20 protein-coding genes are annotated in these 17,431 nt (G+C 62.7%); 6 read left to right on the top strand and 14 right to left on the bottom strand.

What is annotated here, in order from left to right; genetic code table 11:
* Nucleotides 1-313: 313 nt before the first annotated feature.
* Both AC1D10_RS21440 and AC1D10_RS21435 read left to right on the top strand, forming a co-directional pair.
* A complete protein-coding gene (locus tag AC1D10_RS21440; protein ID WP_477275334.1) occupies nt 314-1,444 on the top strand; it encodes a multicopper oxidase domain-containing protein in 1,131 nt (376 codons plus the stop codon).
* A complete protein-coding gene (locus AC1D10_RS21435; protein WP_477275332.1) occupies nt 1,441-2,640 on the top strand; it encodes a ZIP family metal transporter in 1,200 nt (399 codons plus the stop codon). The genes AC1D10_RS21440 and AC1D10_RS21435 overlap by 4 nt, the downstream gene beginning before the upstream one ends.
* Before the next feature lie 19 nt (nt 2,641-2,659).
* Here AC1D10_RS21435 and AC1D10_RS21430 read toward each other — a convergent pair whose 3' ends face one another.
* From AC1D10_RS21430 to AC1D10_RS21415, 4 genes are all read right to left on the bottom strand, one after another.
* The gene (locus tag AC1D10_RS21430) at nt 2,660-2,893 is read right to left on the bottom strand and encodes a BolA/IbaG family iron-sulfur metabolism protein (protein ID WP_010909092.1); all 234 of its coding nucleotides are present in this window, start codon (nt 2,891-2,893) and stop codon (nt 2,660-2,662) included.
* Nucleotides 2,894-3,016: 123 nt separating this feature from the next.
* On the bottom strand, nt 3,017-3,529 hold the full coding sequence (locus tag AC1D10_RS21425) for a hypothetical protein (protein WP_477275329.1): 513 nt from the start codon (nt 3,527-3,529) through the stop codon (nt 3,017-3,019).
* Nucleotides 3,526-5,757 carry a phosphoribosylformylglycinamidine synthase subunit PurL gene (purL, locus tag AC1D10_RS21420; protein WP_477275327.1) on the bottom strand — a complete coding sequence of 744 codons (2,232 nt, stop codon included), beginning with the start codon at nt 5,755-5,757 and terminating at the stop codon, nt 3,526-3,528. Before purL ends, AC1D10_RS21425 begins: the two co-directional genes overlap by 4 nt.
* Before the next feature lie 162 nt (nt 5,758-5,919).
* Complete coding sequence (locus AC1D10_RS21415; RefSeq protein WP_477275325.1) at nt 5,920-7,338, bottom strand: aminotransferase-like domain-containing protein; 1,419 nt, start codon at nt 7,336-7,338, stop codon at nt 5,920-5,922.
* Between the two features lie 93 nt (nt 7,339-7,431).
* Here AC1D10_RS21415 and AC1D10_RS21410 point away from each other — a divergent pair, with 93 nt between their 5' ends.
* Nucleotides 7,432-7,683, top strand: a complete 252-nt coding sequence (locus AC1D10_RS21410) for a DUF1127 domain-containing protein (protein ID WP_477275323.1) — start codon at nt 7,432-7,434, stop codon at nt 7,681-7,683.
* A gap of 52 nt (nt 7,684-7,735) precedes the next feature.
* Here AC1D10_RS21410 and AC1D10_RS21405 read toward each other — a convergent pair whose 3' ends face one another.
* The 6 genes from AC1D10_RS21405 to purC form a co-directional block, all read right to left on the bottom strand.
* The gene (locus AC1D10_RS21405; protein WP_477275321.1) at nt 7,736-8,377 is read right to left on the bottom strand and encodes a Pr6Pr family membrane protein; all 642 of its coding nucleotides are present in this window, start codon (nt 8,375-8,377) and stop codon (nt 7,736-7,738) included.
* 3 nt (nt 8,378-8,380) lie between these two features.
* Complete coding sequence (locus AC1D10_RS21400) at nt 8,381-8,788, bottom strand: hypothetical protein (protein WP_477275319.1); 408 nt, start codon at nt 8,786-8,788, stop codon at nt 8,381-8,383.
* Nucleotides 8,785-9,450, bottom strand: a complete 666-nt coding sequence (locus AC1D10_RS21395) for a glutathione S-transferase family protein (protein WP_477275317.1) — start codon at nt 9,448-9,450, stop codon at nt 8,785-8,787. The genes AC1D10_RS21400 and AC1D10_RS21395 overlap by 4 nt, the downstream gene beginning before the upstream one ends.
* An 87-nt stretch (nt 9,451-9,537) precedes the next feature.
* Nucleotides 9,538-10,206, bottom strand: coding sequence for a phosphoribosylformylglycinamidine synthase subunit PurQ (purQ, locus tag AC1D10_RS21390; protein WP_477275315.1), 669 nt, complete (start codon nt 10,204-10,206; stop codon nt 9,538-9,540).
* Nucleotide 10,207: 1 nt separating this feature from the next.
* Nucleotides 10,208-10,450 carry a phosphoribosylformylglycinamidine synthase subunit PurS gene (purS, locus tag AC1D10_RS21385; RefSeq protein WP_457154074.1) on the bottom strand — a complete coding sequence of 81 codons (243 nt, stop codon included), beginning with the start codon at nt 10,448-10,450 and terminating at the stop codon, nt 10,208-10,210.
* 44 nt (nt 10,451-10,494) lie between these two features.
* Nucleotides 10,495-11,289: a phosphoribosylaminoimidazolesuccinocarboxamide synthase gene (gene purC / locus AC1D10_RS21380; protein WP_111542508.1), complete on the bottom strand. Its 795-nt coding sequence runs from the start codon at nt 11,287-11,289 to the stop codon at nt 10,495-10,497.
* A 275-nt stretch (nt 11,290-11,564) separates the two neighbouring features.
* On the opposite strand from purC, the gene AC1D10_RS21375 reads away from it, so the two are divergent.
* Entirely contained in the window at nt 11,565-11,885 is a 321-nt protein-coding gene (locus tag AC1D10_RS21375; RefSeq protein WP_379097050.1) for a DUF1476 domain-containing protein, read from the top strand.
* A 109-nt stretch (nt 11,886-11,994) separates the two neighbouring features.
* The gene (locus AC1D10_RS21370; protein ID WP_477275313.1) at nt 11,995-12,768 is read left to right on the top strand and encodes an HpcH/HpaI aldolase family protein; all 774 of its coding nucleotides are present in this window, start codon (nt 11,995-11,997) and stop codon (nt 12,766-12,768) included.
* A gap of 6 nt (nt 12,769-12,774) precedes the next feature.
* Here AC1D10_RS21370 and AC1D10_RS21365 read toward each other — a convergent pair whose 3' ends face one another.
* The gene (locus AC1D10_RS21365; RefSeq protein ID WP_477275836.1) at nt 12,775-13,329 is read right to left on the bottom strand and encodes an RBBP9/YdeN family alpha/beta hydrolase; all 555 of its coding nucleotides are present in this window, start codon (nt 13,327-13,329) and stop codon (nt 12,775-12,777) included.
* Nucleotides 13,330-13,548: 219 nt separating this feature from the next.
* On the opposite strand from AC1D10_RS21365, the gene AC1D10_RS21360 reads away from it, so the two are divergent.
* Nucleotides 13,549-14,361 carry a VOC family protein gene (locus AC1D10_RS21360; protein ID WP_477275311.1) on the top strand — a complete coding sequence of 271 codons (813 nt, stop codon included), beginning with the start codon at nt 13,549-13,551 and terminating at the stop codon, nt 14,359-14,361.
* 436 nt (nt 14,362-14,797) lie between these two features.
* Here AC1D10_RS21360 and purB read toward each other — a convergent pair whose 3' ends face one another.
* From purB to AC1D10_RS21345, 3 genes are read right to left on the bottom strand one after another with little or no spacing between them, the layout of a single operon-like run.
* Nucleotides 14,798-16,105 carry an adenylosuccinate lyase gene (gene purB / locus AC1D10_RS21355; RefSeq protein WP_477275309.1) on the bottom strand — a complete coding sequence of 436 codons (1,308 nt, stop codon included), beginning with the start codon at nt 16,103-16,105 and terminating at the stop codon, nt 14,798-14,800.
* 59 nt (nt 16,106-16,164) lie between these two features.
* Nucleotides 16,165-16,629: a hypothetical protein gene (locus AC1D10_RS21350; RefSeq protein WP_477275307.1), complete on the bottom strand. Its 465-nt coding sequence runs from the start codon at nt 16,627-16,629 to the stop codon at nt 16,165-16,167.
* A 56-nt stretch (nt 16,630-16,685) separates the two neighbouring features.
* Nucleotides 16,686-17,411 (bottom strand): DUF2259 domain-containing protein, encoded by a 726-nt coding sequence (locus AC1D10_RS21345; protein WP_477275305.1) that lies wholly within the window; start codon nt 17,409-17,411, stop codon nt 16,686-16,688.
* Nucleotides 17,412-17,431: the final 20 nt, after the last annotated feature.

Genomic DNA, 17,431 nt, shown 5'->3' with positions numbered 1-17,431 from the left:
CCTGATATTGGGCCAAACGGGGGGCATTCTGAAGTCTCGAGGCGCGATGAAAAGCCGGCATGGTGCGGCGATCCTTGGTAGGCATTCTTGCTCTGGGCAGCGCTCCTGATCTGGCGGTTCAGGCAGCCGCAGCGCCCGGCCATCATCATGGAAAACGAACGCCGACGCCGCCGCCAGCCGGATGTGGCAATCGCCACCCAGTCCGGCCCGATGCTGCCCGCCGGGTGGCGCCAAAGCCGAAATATAGCTGTAGCTAACTCTTGAAGCTTGCGCTATTGTGGCCGCAAGTCTCATTTGCAAGGAGGATGCCGGCATGCGCGAGGGGGAACTCTGGCTGGAGCGAAAGCTCGATCGAAGGCTGCTTCTGGCCGGTGGCCTTGCGGCTGCCGGCGGCACCGTGGTCGCGGCGAATGCCGCCCGCGGTCAGACAAGCCACGCCGGTCACGAGATGCCGGCGGCCGCTGCCGCTGAAGCGCCGCCGGCGCATCTCTCAGCCCATGGCGCCATGATTACAGTCGGCGAGGTCGACGACGCACGCAACGGCTTCGATCCATCGAAGATGCTGAGCGACTGGTACACCGGAACGGTGTCGATGCTGCCGGACGGGCGGACGCTTCGGACCTTCGAGGTCACTGCCGAGGACAAGGAGATCGAGATCGCGCCCGGCATCATGTTCCCGGCCTGGACCTACAATGGCCGTGTGCCAGGACCGACGCTGCGTGCGACCGAAGGCGAGCGGCTGAGGATCGTCTTCCGCAACCAAGGCTCGCATCCGCATTCGATGCATTTTCACGGTATCCATGCCGCGCGCATGGACGGTGTTCCGGGCGCCGGCCTGATCGGACCGGGCGAGGAGTTCGTCTACGAGTTCGATGCGAGGCCGTTCGGCTGTCACCTGTATCACTGCCACGCCCTGCCGCTGAAGCGGCACATCCAGAAGGGCATGTACGGGGCCTTCGTGATCGACCCCGATCCGGCCCGGCATCCGGAGCATGAAACGGTCGCCCGATCGCGCCTGCTCGGCACGCCGGAGAATGCCGGCTGGCAGGAATTCGTCATGGTGATGAATGCCTTCGACACCAACTTCGACAACGAGAACGAGGTCTACGCCGTCAACACGGTCGCACACGCCTATGCCAAGAAGCCGATCCGGGTGCTGAAGGACAAGCCTGTCCGCATATATCTCGTCAATGTCGTCGAGTTCGATCCGATCAATTCCTTCCACCTGCACGCCAATTTCTTCGACTACTACAATCAGGGCACAACCCTGACGCCCACGCTCAGGACCGTCGACCTGATCACCCAGTGCCAGGCCGAGCGCGGCATCCTCGAGTTCCATTTCCGCGACCACGAACCGGGCCTCTATATGTTCCACCCCCATCAGTCGGAATTCACCGAACTCGGCTGGTCCGGCATGTTCGACGTCGTGGAGGCCGTGTCGTGACCGACCTGAGCCAGAGTTCTGCCGATCCGCGCGCCGACCGCCCAAGGTCTGCCCATCTGCTCTGGGTCGCACTGCCGCTCGTTGTGCTCGGGCTAGCCATCGCCTGGCTGGTCTCCTCTGACCCGCTGTCGAGCTTCCGCAATGGCGCGCCGCCGGTCGAGAACCTCACCTTTGAACGGACGATCCTGGGGGCCGACGGCATCCGGGTCCTTGTCCGGGGCGGCGGATCGGAAGCGATGACCGTCGCGCAGGTCCAGGTCGACGATGCCTTCTGGCAGTTCACGCAGGATCCTCCTGGACCGATCGCGCGCGGCGCCACGGCGTGGATCAGCCTGCCGTATCCCTGGGTGCTGGGGGAGGCGCATGCGATCAACGTCGTGACCAGCACCGGGACGACATTCGGGCACGAGATCGCCGTAGCCGTACCCACGCCGACACGCGATTCGCTGAGCTTCGCCGCGCAGGCGGTGCTCGGCGCCTTCGTCGGGATCCTGCCGGTAGCGATCGGCCTTATGTTCTATCCCGCGCTCCGCGGCGTCGGACGGGGCGGCATGGACTTTCTTCTGGCCCTGACCGTTGGGCTGCTCGCCTTCCTTTTCGTCGATGCCCTGGAGGATGCCTTCGAACTGGCCGGCGAAGCCGCCGCCCTGTTCCAGGGGCCGACGATGGTGGTGCTTGCCGCCGCCGCCAGTTTCCTCCTGCTGATGGCTGCAGGCCGGCGGAGTGGGACGCCGACCGGTCTGGCGCTCGCCACCTTCATCGCGCTCGGCATCGGCCTGCACAATCTCGGCGAAGGGCTGGCGATCGGCGCCGCCTTCGCCTCGGGCGCGGCGGGGCTGGGCACCTTCCTCGTGCTCGGCTTCACATTGCACAACATCACCGAGGGTATCGGCATCGCTGCCCCGATCCTGAAGCAGCGCCCGTCATTGCGGACCTTCGCCGGACTGACGCTGCTCGCGGGCGGACCCGCCGTCGTCGGCCTGTGGATCGGCAGCCTCGCCTACGCCCCGCAATGGTCGGCGCTGGCGCTGGCTGTCGGCGCAGGGGCAATCCTGCAGGTGATCGTCGAGCTTGTTTCGATGCAGTTTCGCGAGCGGGGAGACGGCACACGTGCATTGTTTGCACCGAGCGCGATGGCTGGTTTGGCAGCCGGAGTTGGCTTCATGTACCTCACGGCGATGCTGGTCAAAATCTGAACAGCGCCGGTCTCGAGGTTCAGTCCGGCACGCTGGTCTGCAGCGCCAGCGCGTGCAGCACGCCGCCCATATTGCCCTTCAGCGCGTCATAGACCATCTGGTGCTGCTGGACGCGGCTCTTGCCGCGAAAGCTCTCTGCCACCACCTCGGCCGCGTAGTGGTCGCCGTCACCGGCGAGATCGCGGATCGTGACCTTGGCGTCCGGAATGCCGTCCTTGATCAGTTTTTCGATGTCGTGGGCATCCATTGCCATGGCAAAATCCTGTTTCGAGCGGCCGGAGCCCGGCCATCTGATAAGAGTCGGGCGAGCCTAAAGCCTTTCTGGTCCGGATTGAAGCCGTTCAATCCTGCCACCGGCAAGAAGACCCGGGCCGACTTAGGCTGGTGGGCTTGCTTCGTCCTCGGCAGCATCCTCGCGCGTCGAAAAAGCGCGGCCAAGGCTGAAGGCCAGCACATAGAGCGGAGCGTTGATAATCAGGCTGACAATGGGGAGATAGCTCGTCATTCGCCAGAACGGCGAGAAGAATGGCTGACCGTATCCATCGCAGACAAGCGAGGAGCCGTATTCCCACAGCGCTCCAACGAGCACCGCGGCCGCGAAAAGCTTGATGCAAGTGACAATATGCCTTGCCCGCGCCGGATCCGGCAAAAGGCGATCCCATAGCACCAGGCAGAGGATCGGAACCGCGTAGATGAGGTTCTGCGCGGCGAGCATCGGAATGGTGCCATTGGCCGCGGCGAGGAACTCCGAGCGTGTTTCCAGCCGTGTGCAAACCTCGCTCGAGGTCGTCGACAGCAGGAAAAAGACGAACGGCCCGAGGAACCAGAAGAAGAACAGCGACGGCCAGAAAACGACTGCAAGCAGCGCCCGGGCAGCCAGTCTCGTCAACTGGCCTGATCCATGAAGCGTGGGAACCAGCCTTCGTGGGCGCCGGTCAATTCGCCGACCGGGATCGCCCGCGCCTCGCCGAGCTTCAGCGTGTTGCCGCCCGTCGAGCCGATCCAGGGCGCGAAAATGCCGAGTTCGCCTTGCTGCTTGCGAATGGTGTTCCATTCATCGCTATCCGGATCGATCGACAGCGTCAGGAGATAGCGCCCCTGATCCTCACCGAACCAGACCGGGATCGGATCGGTGCCGACAAGCCCCGGGACGGTGGCGCCGATGCCGGACGCCATCGCCATTTCGGCCAAGGCCACCGCGATGCCACCATCGGAAACGTCATGCGCCGCCGTGACGATGCCGGACGCGATCAGGGCGCGCACATGGTCCCCGACACGCTTTTCATGCTTGAGGTCGACCGGCGGCGGCGGGCCGTCGCTGCGCCCATGGATGTCGCGCATATAGACCGACTGGCCGAGATGCGTTCCCCACGAAGCGGGCGCGCCGACCAGCAGGATCATCTGGCCCGCACCGGCAAAGCCGGTTCGCACCATCTTCGACCAGTCGGCGATCAAACCGACGCCGCCGATGGTTGGCGTCGGCAGGATGCCCTGGCCGTTGGTTTCGTTGTAGAGCGAGACATTGCCGGAGACGATCGGGAAGCCGAGCGCGCGGCAGGCATCGCCGATGCCTTTCACCGCGCCGACCAGCTGGCCCATGATCTCCGGCCGTTCCGGATTGCCGAAATTGAGATTGTCGGTGGCCGCCAGCGGCAGCGCGCCTGTGGCGGTCAGGTTGCGCCAGCATTCGGCCACCGCCTGCTTGCCACCCTCGTAAGGATCGGCTTCGCAATAGCGCGGCGTCACGTCTGACGAGAAGGCCAGCGCCTTGGTCGCATGACCGTCGACACGCACCACACCGGCGTCGCCGCCCGGCAACTGCAGCGAATTACCCTGGATCAGCGTATCGTATTGCTCCCAGACCCAGCGGCGCGACGAAAGATCCGGTCCGCCGAGCAGCTTCAGGAGCGCCTCGGCGACATCGGCCTGCGGAACGTCGTTGGCGGCAAGCGGGGCTGGCTTCTTGGCCTCGATCCAGGGACGATCATACTCCGGTGCCTTGTCGCCAAGATCCTTGATCGGCAGATTGGCGACCTCGTCGCCCTGATGCAGGACGCGGAAGCGCAGATCGTCGGTGGTCTTGCCGACAATGGCGAAGTCGAGCCCCCATTTGTGGAAGATCGCCTCGGCTTCCTCTTTCTTTTCTGGGCGCAGCACCATCAGCATGCGCTCCTGGCTTTCCGACAGCATCATCTCGTAGGCACTCATGCGCTCTTCGCGCACCGGCACCTTGTCGAGATCGAGCTCGATGCCGAGGTCGCCCTTGGCACCCATCTCGACTGCCGAACAGGTGAGACCGGCCGCACCCATGTCCTGGATGGCGATGACCGCGCCCGAGGCCATCAGTTCGAGGCAGGCCTCCAGCAGGCACTTTTCGGTGAAGGGGTCGCCGACCTGCACGGTCGGGCGCTTCTCGTCGATCTTGTCGTCGAATTCGGCCGACGCCATGGTGGCGCCACCGACACCGTCGCGGCCGGTCTTGGCGCCGAGATAGACGACCGGCAGGCCGACCCCCTTGGCTTCCGACAGGAAGATCGCATCGGTCTTGGCTATGCCGGCCGCAAACGCGTTGACCAGGATGTTGCCGTTGTAGCGGGCGTCGAAATTGACTTCGCCGCCGACCGTCGGCACGCCGAAGGCGTTGCCATAGCCACCAACGCCGGAAACCACGCCTGAAACGAGGTGCCTGGTCTTGGGATGGTCGGGCGCGCCGAAGCGCAGCGCATTCATCGCTGCGATCGGCCGTGCGCCCATGGTGAAGACATCGCGCAATATGCCGCCGACGCCGGTCGCGGCACCCTGGTAGGGCTCGATGTAGGAGGGGTGATTGTGGCTTTCCATCTTGAAGACGACGCAGTCGCCGTCGCCGATGTCCACCACGCCGGCATTCTCGCCCGGTCCCTGGATGACCTGTGGGCCGGTGGTCGGCAGTGTGCGTAGCCATTTCTTCGAGGATTTGTACGAGCAATGCTCGTTCCACATCGCCGAGAAGATGCCGAGTTCGGTGAAGCTCGGCTCACGGCCGACAAGATCGAGGATGCGCTGATACTCGTCGGGCTTCAGCCCATGCGTGGCGATGAGCTCGGGGGTGATCGGCACGGAATTGGAAATGGTCATGGGCGGCGATTTGTATCCGGGGCGCTGGGATTTGAGTCCCCTCTTATCGCAAGCCTTGCGGCCGATACACCCATGGATCGACGAAAAACGCAGGAAAACCGGACAAAGCCACCGGGCAATCCGGGGTAGCCAGCGATCCCTCAGGAGCGAGCTGCTTCGGGCTCAGGAAAAACTGTCGTAGCCGGCGCGGCCCTCATCCAGAAGCCGCCGGATCACCGCGACGCCTTCGGCGATGTCCTTGCGTTGTCTTGGCTGTGAAACGCCGAAGCGCACGCCGTGGAAAACCTGCTCTGAGCGGCCGGCCTTGAATTCGTCCTCGTCGTCGATCAGCACACCGTGTTCGAGACAGGCGTTCTTGAAGGTGCCGGAAAGCCACGGGTCGGGCAGGGTCAGCCAGACAAAGGGCACCTTTTCGTGTGACTTGAACGCGAAGCCGGCCAGTGTCTCGCGCACGATCGCGATGCGGGCGTTGATTTCGGCGATGCTGCGTTTGCGGATCTCGTCCGCCAGGCCGGACAGCACCAGCCGGGTATTCACCTCCGCCAGCAGGAAGGGCATGCCGCCAGTCATCATCTTGTGGGCGACACGGATGCGGTGGCGATAGGCGGGCGGGCAGGAAAGCCAGCCGCCGCGAACGCCGGCCGCGACCGATTTCGACAGGCCGCCTGCGACGATGGTGCGTTCAGGCGCATATTCGGCCAGCAACGGCGTCGGATCATCGGTCAGGTTGCCGTAGAGATCGTCCTCGATGAGAACGACATTGTATTCGCGTGCGACGCGCGCGATTGCCTCGCGGCGCGACGCCGACAAGGTCACCAGCGTCGGATTCTGCGCCGTCGGCATCAGGAAGATCATCCGGGGATGTTTTTGCGCGCAGACGCGCTCGAAATCGGCCGGGTCGATGCCCCCTTCGTCTGACGCCACCAACGCCGTGCGACGGCCGATCAGCCCGGCACTGCGCGAAATCTGCGAGTAGGTGAGGTGCTCGAAGGCGACATAATCACCGGGTGTTGTCAGCGCTGCGATCGCCGCCATCACCGCGGCATGGGTGCCGAGTGTGGGGACAATGGCGTCGGCTTTTGGGCGGAAGGAATTGCGCGACAGCCAGCGGGCGCCGGCTTCGTACCAGCGGTCCGGAAAGTCCCGCGTGTAGCTCGAAATCTCGTGCGGATAGTCCTGCGCCGTGCGCGACAGGACATCGGCGACATCCGCGCCCTGGCCGATGTCGGGCGCGGCCGTGCTGTCGAAACGCAGCTTGCCGCGCGGCGCATCGATATAGCGCGTGCCTTCGCCGCTGACGTCTGAGGTCAGCAGGTTCGGCCTCGCATCATCGGCGCGCTGGCCGAGCACATAGGTTCCACGCCCGACTTCGCCGCTCACCAGCCCGCGCTCGCGCAGCAATTGATAGGCCCGGCCGACCGTGCCGACGGTGGTGCCGATGTCGTAGGCGAGGTCACGTTGCGGCGGCAGTTTTGCTCCCGCATCGATCACGCCCCGGTCGATATCCGTTTCGATGGAATCCGCAAGCCGTTGATACAGCGGCCCGGAGCCGGCGGTGAGGTCTGGCAGCCAATTTGTCATGGTGACAATTTTCTATATTGCACCGAATTGTGAGTCAATACATATCAGCTCTGCATCAAAAAGGGTGCAATTGAGAATTCTGGTAGAAAGAAAATGAATACAATCGCTACAATCCGTCATTCGAGAGCCGAGTTGTCAGGCCAATCGACATGCCCATCGGGCCGGCGCGGCTTTGCCGGCCGGCTGGTGTATGTGGTCAGGTCGCTGGCGAACTGGATCGACCATCTGCTGCAGCGCCGGCGCAGCCGGCTGGTGCTGCTGGAAATGACCGATGATCAGCTCAAGGATATCGGCGTCTCGCGCCGCGATGCCCACAGCGAGGGCATCAGGCCGTTCTGGGACTGACCCGGTTTTGGATCAGGGCCAAACCTGTAATTGCGGACTGGTGTCCGGATGACTAACAGACGCTCGATGTTCTGATGCGTGCAACGCCGTGGTCGACAAGGACGGCGACCACGCACAGCACGAGAAACAGTCCGGTGACGGCTGCCGCAGAGATGGCGACGGTGGCTACGCCGTTCTTGGCGACATCGAGGAAGGGGTAGGGCACCTCGCCCGCGATGGGCGCCCGCGCCGGCGCATAGATCAGGTAGGCCACGGGATAGAGCATCCACCAGGAAATGTCGTTCCACCGCGTCCTGCCGTCGGCGCCTGCCATCAGCCACCACAGCAGGAACAGCACCGGCGTCACATAGTGCAACAGGACGTCGCAGAGCAGGAACAGGCCCTGTGGGTGCCAAAGCTGCGACAGCACCGTCGCATAGACGATGAACACCAGGGTGATCGAAACGGCGATGCCAGCGCGCATCCGGAATCCCGCGAAGGCAGGCAGCCACGCATAGCCGGTGGACGACAGCAGCGATGTGTACACCAGCACCGCGCCGATGTTGGTCAGGATGGTGAAGAAGCTGAAAAGGAAGACGATGGAGCCGAGCAGGCTGCGGCCTGCTTCCATCGACGCCGGAATGCTGATGCAGAACTGCAGGACGAGCCCGGCCAGACCGATGACCAGACCCGCGATCTGCAGGAACCGGCTCATTGCCTATGCGGCCGCCGAACAGGAGGGATTGCCCGCCTGCCAGCGCGCAATGTCCGAGCCGATGCGCGCACCGAGCGGGCCGTCGATCAGCGGTCCAAACGCGTCGACGCGGCTCGAATTGCCTTGTGCCTGCACGACCAGCAGTGGTTTGCCGCCATAATGCTTGGCCGGCACCAGCAGGAAGCGCGGCGTGCCGCTGTACGAATTCAGCTCGTTGGCCATCTGGTATTGCTTGAAGGCCGGATCCTTGCTGGCGATCCAGCATTTGTGGGCAGCGATTGCCACTTGTTCCATGGCCAGCAATGAGGCACTTTTGCCCGAGGGGACAGGCGTGCTCTTCGGGCTCGATTGGCAGGATGCCAGGGCGAAGCCTGCCGCGGCAACCAGCGCGATCGTCTTGCTCCTAGTCAAGCGGCACCCATCTCAAGCTCGGACAGAAAAATCTTCAGGCCGTCGGTCATTTCGCCCCACACCCGCGACAATGCCGGATGCTGCGAGGCGATCTGTTGATAGGCATCGAATTTGGGATAGGCGTCGAGCAGGTCGTGGCGTCCCGTCATGGCGCGGAACTGGTTGAAGATGAACCGTGTCGGCGTCAGCCAGGCGTCGGCGAAACTGATATCGTCGCCGAGCGCGAAAGGGCCTTGCGCCATGCGTTCCTCGATCGCCGCCAGTCCGTGGTGCAGGCGGGCGAACTGGGCGTCGATCTCGACATTGTTTCGCTTCGGCACGAAATGAAGCTCGAAAAGCTTCATCATCGGGGTCAGTACGTCGAGATCGGTGATGCGGGCGAACATGCGCACCAGCGCACGATCCTTGGAATCGGGCGGCAACAGCGCGGGTTCCGGAAAGCGCTCCTCGAGATACTCGGCAATGACCACGGATTCGACGATCGTTTCGCCCGAACCGGTGATCAGCACAGGAATGCGGTTCAGCGGTGAGATGGCGCGAAACTCTTCCGGGATCGGAAAGCCGGGCGGCGGCGCGATGATCTTGAGCGGCACATCCTTGATGTAGGCCAGTGCCCGCACGATCGACGAATAGGGCGACAACGGTCGCGAATAGAGTTTCATGACCGTCTCTCTCCCCAGTGATGCGGACTTGCTCCCGTAAAGAGACAGGAATGTCCGGCTGTTTTCAAGGCATCCGCCTCGATGATGTCAGGCGGCAATGCCAAGCGCGCTCTCGAACAGCGCCCGGCCATCGCTGCCGCCGTGGGCTGCTTCGATCAGGTTTTCCGGGTGCGGCATCAGGCCGAGCACATTGCCGCGTTCGTTGATGATGCCGGCAATGTCGTTGATCGAGCCGTTGGGGTTGGTACCGTCGGCATAGCGGAACACCACCTGACCTTCGCCTTCGAGACGGGCAAGCGTGTCGGCGTCGGCAAAATAGTTGCCGTCATGATGTGCCACCGGCGAGCGGATGATCTGACCCGGCTGGTAGCGGCGGGTGAACATGGTGTTGGCATTGGTGATCTGCAGCTTGACCTGCCGGCAGACGAATTTGAGCGACGTGTTGCGCATCAAGGCGCCAGGCAGCAGGCCGGCCTCGACCAGGATCTGGAAACCGTTGCAGACGCCGATGACCATCACGCCCTGTGCCGCCTTTTCGGCCACCGCCCGCATCACCGGCATGCGCGCGGCGATCGCGCCGCAGCGCAGATAGTCGCCGAAGGAAAAGCCGCCGGGAATGGCGATCAGGTCGACATCCGGGATTTCGGTATCGGTCTGCCAGACCGTGACCGGTGGTTTTCCCGAAATCTTGGTCAGCGCCGCGATCATGTCGCGGTCGCGGTTGAGGCCAGGCAGAAGGACGACGGCGGATTTCACGTCAGGCGATCTCCACCGCGTAATTCTCAATCACCGTATTCGCCAGCAGCTTGTCGCACATGGCTTTCAGATCAGCCTCGGCCTTGGCCTTGTCGGTCTCCGAAAGCTCGACGTCGAACACTTTGCCCTGCCGCACCGCGCCGACGCCGCCGAAACCCAGTCCGGACAGTGCGTGTTCGATTGCCTTGCCTTGCGGGTCGAGCACGCCGTTCTTGAGGGTGACGGTAATGCGGGCCTTGATCACGCTGGACATGCTCCTGTTCTCAAATATCGGGGTGCAAGCCGCTATCAGTGCGGCTTGCCTTTGACGCCTTCGGTCGAGGCGACAAGCACCGGGCCGGTGGGGCGCGGCGGCTCGTTCTCGTTCATGATGCCGAGGCGGCGGGCGACTTCCTGATAGGCTTCGACGAGGCCGCCCATGTCGCGGCGGAAACGGTCCTTGTCGAGCTTGTCATGCGTCGCCACGTCCCACAGGCGGCAGGAATCCGGCGAAATCTCGTCGGCGACGACGATGCGCATCATGTCGCCCTCGAACAGGCGACCGCATTCGATCTTGAAGTCGACGAGCTGGATGCCGACACCCATGAACAGGCCGGAGAGGAAGTCGTTGACGCGGATGGCGAGCGCCATGACGTCGTCGATTTCCTGCGGGCTGGCCCAGCCGAACGCGGTGATGTGCTCTTCCGACACCATCGGATCGTCAAGCGCATCGGCCTTGTAGTAGAATTCGATGATCGAGCGCGGCAAAACGGTGCCTTCCTCGATGCCGAGGCGCTTGGACAGCGAGCCGGCCGCGACGTTGCGCACCACCACCTCGAGCGGAATGATCTCGACTTCCTTGATCAGCTGCTCGCGCATGTTGAGCCGGCGGATGAAGTGGGTCGGAATGCCCATGCGGTTGAGATGGTTGAAGATGTGCTCGGAAATGCGGTTGTTGAGCACGCCCTTGCCGTCGACGACTTCGTGTTTCTTCTTGTTGAATGCGGTTGCGTCGTCCTTGAAGAACTGGATGAGCGTACCCGGCTCGGGTCCCTCATAGAGGATCTTGGCCTTGCCTTCATAAATGCGGCGGCGATTTTTCATCTGATTTTTTCTCTGGAGTTCCGGGCAGGCGGCAAGCGACCATTTCCTGTCCGTCTGCCTGAAATAGTGCGGCTACGGTAGGGTTCAATGCCGGGTCTATCCCAATCACATCGTTTGCTCAATCGGCAAATCCTTCCAATCAACCGCTTTCGGGAGTGAAATGCCGCAGCGCAGCATGCTACGAAGCGTATTGACCGGCTCGCGACCTTTTGGTTTGTGCTTCGTCAACACATATACATCATCACCAGCGAATCGATTTCCATCGGAGGGATGCCATGAGCAGCATGAAGGATCGCGAAGAGGGCTTTGAGCGCAAATTCGCATTCGACGAGGAACTTCGGTTCAAGGCCTCGGCGCGCCGCAACAAGGCGCTCGGCCTGTGGGCAGCCGAAAAGCTCGGAAAATCGGGCGCCGATGCCGACGCCTATGCCAAGCAGGTGGTCGTCGCCGACATCGAGGAAGCCGGCGATCACGACGTATTCCGCAAGATCCGCAAGGACTTCGACGACGCCGGTGTCGACCAGTCGGACCACCAGATCCGCCGCACCATGGACGAGCTGATGGCGCAGGCGATCGAGCAGATCAAGAACACCTGATCCCACCACGCGCTGGACCAATCGACCGCCCGGCCTATCCGGGCGGTTTTTCTTTGCCTTTGCAGCGGTTTCCGGCTGAAACTGCTGTCGTTAACAAGGAAAAGATCAGATGTCCCTGAAGTCCCGCCTTGCGGCCGATGAAACGCTGTTCACCGCATGGTCCGGCGTACCGGATGCCTTGACCGTCGAGATCGTCGCCAAGCAGGGCTTCGATGCCGTCACGCTCGACATGCAGCATGGCGGCCATCATGAGGACAGCGTGCTGCGCGGTCTCGTGCCTGTGCTCGCCGCAAACAAGCCGGCGCTGGTGCGCATTCCGGTCGGCCGCTTCGACATGGCAAGCCGCGCGCTCGATTTCGGCGCCGAGGCTGTCATTGCGCCGATGGTGAATTCGGTGGCCGATGCAAAACTGTTCGCCGCCGCCATGAAATATCCGCCGATTGGCGAGCGCTCCTGGGGCCCGACCTATGCGTTTCCGCGCCACGGCAAGGGCGACCAGGCTGAATGGCTGCGCGACACCAATCAGCGCACCATGGCTTTCGCCATGGTCGAGACCCGCGCGGCACTCGACGCGCTCGACGGCATTCTCGACACGCCTGGTATCGACGGCATCTTCCTCGGCCCGTCGGATTTCTCGATCGCCTGGAGCAACGGCACGACCGTCAATTCGACGCTGGAAAGCATGATGGAAACCGTGGCGTCGGTCGCCGAACGCACCCGCAAGGCCGGAAAACATGCAGCGATCTATGTCGTCGAGCCGGCGATTGCCGGCCGCGTTGTGTCGATGGGCTACCGGCTGCTGGCCATGGGCTCGGAACACGCGCTGATCGGGCTCGGTGCAAAAACCCTGATCAAGAGCGTCAGGGATTCGATCGGCTCCTGAGCAAGCTCAGGGTTTCAGGTCGGTCAGGAACTTGGCGAAGGTCATCGAGCCTTCGGGCCACGGACCGAAGCCTGAATCGGCGTTGAGGTGACCGGTCTCGCCGGCGTCGATGAACAGCGAGCCCCAGGCGCCGGCAATGTCTTCGGCGACATCGAAGGCGCAGAAAGGGTCGTTGCGGCTGGCGATCACGATCGAAGGAAAGGGCAGCGGTTCGCGCGGATAGGGACCGAAGGTCATCAGGTGCCTGGGCTTGATCTTGGGATTGGCGACATCTGGCGGCGCCACGAAGAAGGCGCCGGCGACCGGCTTTACGAACTGCGGCATGGCTTGCACTGCCGCCGCGACACCAAGCGAGTGCGCAACGATGACGACCGGCCGCTCGGCCTCGTTGACCGCCTTGGCCACGCTCGCCGTCCAGTCCTCGCGCACTGGTTTGGACCACTCCGCCTGTTCGACGCGGCGCGCCGTCGACAGCTTCGACTGCCAGCGGCTCTGCCAATGGTCGGGGCCGGAATTGGTGTAGCCCGGCACGATGAGAATATCTGTGTCTTTGACCTTCATGGCGCTGAAATAGCGAGCGGCGTCGCTTCGTGCAACGGCCATGAACCGCGCTCTTGATCACAATGGTGAACACGATGTTCGCTTCTTCACGTCTTGTGTGAACGATGGCGATGGACGATTTGTCGTCAGGAATAGAAACAGCCAGTGCGGGAACTCCACACGGCGTACAATGATTGGCGGCGCGGGGCTCTACCGCAGGCTGGCCGAACGGAGACTTTGATGAGTGAATTGCCTTTTGCCGCCACCACCCCCGTCAGCGTCGCCCGTGTTGGGCTGAAGGCGCGCAATGCCGAAAGCCTTGCCGCCTATTATCGCAGCGTCGTCGGCCTGCAGGAGTTGAGCCGCGCCGATGGCGCGATCACGCTCGGCGCCGCCAACCGTCCGCTGCTGGTCATCGAGGCGGATGCGAAGGCAAAGCCGGACGATCCGCAAAGCGCCGGCCTGTTCCACACCGCCTTCCTGCTGCCCAGCCGCGCCGATCTCGGTCGCTGGATCAACCATGCCATCGCCGACAAGATCGCCATCGAGGGGGCTTCCGACCATCTGGTCAGCGAAGCGCTGTACCTGACCGATCCCGAAGGCAACGGCATCGAGATCTACGCCGACCGCCTCCCGCAGGACTGGAAGTGGAATGGCGACAAGATAGCCATGGCCACCGAGCGGCTGAACATTCCGTCGGTGGTTGCCGAAGTGCCGGTCGGTGACGCGGGTTGGCAGGGGGCGCCGGAAAACAGCATTGTCGGCCATGTCCATCTGCGCGTCGGCAGGCCGGAAGACGCCGAAGCCTGGTGGAACCAGGAATTCGGCTTCGACACCGTGGCGAAATATGGCGGTCAGGCGGTGTTTCTGTCGTCCGGGGGCTATCACCACCACATCGGCGCCAATGCCTGGCGCAGCCCCGGCGCCGGCCGCCGCGATCCGAGCCGCTCGGGCCTTGCCTGGGTTGAGATGCGCTCGGACAATGTGGCCAGCCCGGTGACCCGCGAAGACCCGTGGGGCACGGTGATCAGGACTGTTCCCGGCAAGGCCTGATCAACAAAAGCAGTTTAAGCTCGTAGGCGCTTGTCGACATATGAATCGACGAGCGCAGAGAGTTTCTGGGCATGAGCGAGAAATTTTTGCGCGTCGTAGCCGGCTGCGTCGAGATGAAAATCCAGCACAAACTGATGCAGCAGATCTGCAAATTCGCGGAGATCAGCGGTGTTCAGTTCATGTACGTATATGCAGTTGTAACCCCAGTCGTACTGATTACGAAAATTAACTAGGTACGGCTTTTCTCCGACCCTATCGATACAAAAGCGAATTACCCAGCGAGCGAACCAGGACGCTGTGCCAAAGTCTTCGATAACGTCGTCAATGACAACTACACCCATCGCCTGTACAGTTTATGCGATATGGACAAACTACGTCGTGCCTTGAAAAACGAAGGCGCTGTCGGCAACAACCAAGTTCCCTGCAGTCGAAATCCTCAGGCTTCGCCGAACACCCGCTTGAAGATCGTGTCGACATGCTTGGTGTGATAGCCGAGGTCGAACTTCTCGCGGATCTCGGCTTCCGGCAGGGCTGCGGTCACTTCCTTGTCGGCCAACAATTCCTCAAGAAAATCAGCGCCTTGTTCCCACACCTTCATGGCGTTGCGCTGAACCAGCCGGTAGGAATCTTCACGCGACAGGCCCGCCTGCGTCAGCGCCAGCATGACGCGCTGCGAATGCACGAGGCCGCGGAACTTGTTCATGTTCTTCAGCATGTTGTCGGGATAGACGAGCAGCTTGTCGACGACGCTGGTCAGCCGCGACAACGCAAAGTCGAGCGTCACCGTGGCGTCCGGCCCGATCATGCGCTCGACTGAGGAGTGTGAGATGTCGCGCTCGTGCCAGAGCGCTACATTTTCCATCGCTGGCAGCGCCATGGAGCGCACCATGCGGGCAAGGCCGGTGAGGTTTTCCGTCAGCACCGGATTGCGCTTGTGCGGCATTGCCGACGAGCCCTTTTGTCCCGGCGAAAAATACTCTTCCGCTTCCAGAACCTCGGTGCGCTGGAGATGCCGGATTTCGATCGACAGCCGCTCGATCGACGAGGCGATGACGCCGAGCGTGGCGAAGAACATGGCGTGGCGGTCGCGTGGGATCACCTGCGTCGACACCGGTTCCGGCTTCAGGCCGAGTTTTGCCGCCACATGTTCCTCGACATACGGTTCGATGTTGGCAAAGGTGCCGACCGCGCCCGAAATGGCGCAGGTGGCGATGTCTTCCCGCGCGTGCACCAGCCTCTCGCGGCAGCGCGAGAACTCGGCATAGGCCTGCGCCAGCTTGATGCCGAAGGTCGTCGGCTCGGCATGGATGCCGTGGCTGCGGCCGATCGTGACGGTGTCCTTGTGCTCGAAGGCACGCCGCTTGAGTGCTGCAAGCAGCGCGTCGATGTCGGCGAGAAGGATGTCGCTCGCTCGGGTAAGCTGCACGGCAAAGCAGGTGTCGAGAACATCAGACGATGTCATGCCCTGGTGGATGAAGCGGGCGTCGGGTCCGACGAATTCGGCAAGATGGGTCAGGAAGGCGATGACGTCGTGCTTGGTGACACGCTCGATCTCGTCGATCGCCTCGACATCGAATTTCGCGGCACCGCCCTTTTCCCAAATGGTTTTTGCCGCTTCCTTGGGAATGACGCCGAGTTCGGCCAGCGCGTCGCAGGCATAGGCTTCGATCTCGAACCAGATGCGGAACCGGGTTTCGGGCGACCAAATGGCGACCATTTCCGGCCGGGAATAACGAGGGATCATCGGTCAGTCCTGATTTGTCGAGGAGTTTGCCCGCGTCCTAACAGAGGCGGGCAAAATGCTCAACGCTGCTGCCGTGCAAACCAGACGCTGGCGGCAAACAAGGCGACGAAACCAAGCGGAAAATAAAGCCGGATGCCCAGCACCACGAACTGATAGAGCGCCGTCAGCATCGTGAAGACGAACTGAAGGCCCCAGGTGAAGGTGAAAGCCGGGGCATGCCATTCGGCGTAGTAGGAGCGGTACTGCAGGGCAAACAGCCCGCCGGTCAGGCCGATCGTTGCGCCGAGCAGGCACACGAACGCCGCCGCAAAGGCGACCTCCCAGCGCCTTCCAAGCGAGACCAGCCGTGCCGCGAACAGGCCAAGCGGAAAGGCGAGCGCTCCGCCGCAGGCATAGAGCAGCGACACGGTGCGGATTTTCTCCGGCGTCTCCCAGTCGTCCAAAAGCAGGTTGACGAGCGCGCTGGCGCCCATCGTCACGGCCCACAACAAGGCGCCGAAAAGCGCGGTCCGCGGTGTTGGCATCGCACGGCGAAGGCGGCTCGGGGGGCGATTGCGCCCAGCGGGTTGAACAAGCGGTGTCACAGGCGGCCGGTCACCGCGATCCAGCGAAAGTTCGGCCCCTCGAAGCCGTACTGGCGCACCGTGATCAGCACCGCATAGCCGCTCAGACTGTCCATGGAAAATGTCTGCACCGCGCCGATCCGGTAGCCGTTTGGGCAACCCCGGCTTCTGGGGATCGACTTGTCCTCGTGCAGCAGCTTGCTCGTGCCGCCATCCTGCGCCTCGATGCGCAGCAGCCGAAAGCCGTTGATCTCTCCCTGGCTCTCGCAGCCTTCGGTGTTGTTCATGCCGATCTCGTCGAGCCGGAATTCGAGCGGCCGGTCGACCGGCGAAAAGATCGGGCGTGGGTTGACCGCCATCCGGTGCGGATCGGCCGAAAGCTCGGTCACCGGGTTGAAGCCCGCGGTGATACCCCTGTTCGCGCTCAACTCAGCCTGTTTGACGATCGCTTCGCCTTTCTGCTGGGCCTCAAGGCGCGCCGCTTCGAGCGTGGCGTTCTCATCGTCAATCCGGACCCGGATCGGCGTTCCCTTGAGAAAGCTGTCGTCGTTCGTGTCGATGTAGTAGCGGTTGGCATAGGGGAATCCGGACCCGTCCTGGACGCCATACTCCTCGAAGGCGAAGACGCCGCCGTCCTTGGTGAAACCGAGGATTTCGAGTTCGGCGACATCGCCTGCATGGGCGGCGATCGACGTCGCGAACTGTGCAAGCAGAGAAACGGCTAACAGAAAAAGCAATCGCATCGGTTCACTCCGGCAGCTGT

Source organism: Mesorhizobium sp. P2_A8 (assembly GCF_056404935.1).
Note: the sequence above shows the minus strand (reverse complement) of the source record. Positions and strands in the feature narration are given on the sequence as shown.

Excerpts from the sequence above, each read along its gene's own strand:
- purC (WP_111542508.1), bottom strand. The coding sequence starts at position 11,289 with ATGAAAAATCGCCGCCGCATTTATGAAGGCAAGGCCAAGATCCTCTAT.
- AC1D10_RS21360 (WP_477275311.1), top strand. The coding sequence starts at position 13,549 with ATGAGTGAATTGCCTTTTGCCGCCACCACCCCCGTCAGCGTCGCCCGT.
- AC1D10_RS21350 (WP_477275307.1), bottom strand. The coding sequence starts at position 16,629 with ATGCCAACACCGCGGACCGCGCTTTTCGGCGCCTTGTTGTGGGCCGTG.
- AC1D10_RS21410 (WP_477275323.1), top strand. The coding sequence starts at position 7,432 with ATGAATACAATCGCTACAATCCGTCATTCGAGAGCCGAGTTGTCAGGC.
- AC1D10_RS21415 (WP_477275325.1), bottom strand. The coding sequence starts at position 7,338 with ATGACAAATTGGCTGCCAGACCTCACCGCCGGCTCCGGGCCGCTGTAT.
- AC1D10_RS21440 (WP_477275334.1), top strand. The coding sequence starts at position 314 with ATGCGCGAGGGGGAACTCTGGCTGGAGCGAAAGCTCGATCGAAGGCTG.
- AC1D10_RS21405 (WP_477275321.1), bottom strand. The coding sequence starts at position 8,377 with ATGAGCCGGTTCCTGCAGATCGCGGGTCTGGTCATCGGTCTGGCCGGG.
- AC1D10_RS21375 (WP_379097050.1), top strand. The coding sequence starts at position 11,565 with ATGAGCAGCATGAAGGATCGCGAAGAGGGCTTTGAGCGCAAATTCGCA.
- AC1D10_RS21365 (WP_477275836.1), bottom strand. The coding sequence starts at position 13,329 with ATGAAGGTCAAAGACACAGATATTCTCATCGTGCCGGGCTACACCAAT.
- AC1D10_RS21345 (WP_477275305.1), bottom strand. The coding sequence starts at position 17,411 with ATGCGATTGCTTTTTCTGTTAGCCGTTTCTCTGCTTGCACAGTTCGCG.
- AC1D10_RS21395 (WP_477275317.1), bottom strand. The coding sequence starts at position 9,450 with ATGAAACTCTATTCGCGACCGTTGTCGCCCTATTCGTCGATCGTGCGG.
- purL (WP_477275327.1), bottom strand. The coding sequence starts at position 5,757 with ATGACCATTTCCAATTCCGTGCCGATCACCCCCGAGCTCATCGCCACG.
- AC1D10_RS21370 (WP_477275313.1), top strand. The coding sequence starts at position 11,995 with ATGTCCCTGAAGTCCCGCCTTGCGGCCGATGAAACGCTGTTCACCGCA.
- purB (WP_477275309.1), bottom strand. The coding sequence starts at position 16,105 with ATGATCCCTCGTTATTCCCGGCCGGAAATGGTCGCCATTTGGTCGCCC.
- AC1D10_RS21430 (WP_010909092.1), bottom strand. The coding sequence starts at position 2,893 with ATGGCAATGGATGCCCACGACATCGAAAAACTGATCAAGGACGGCATT.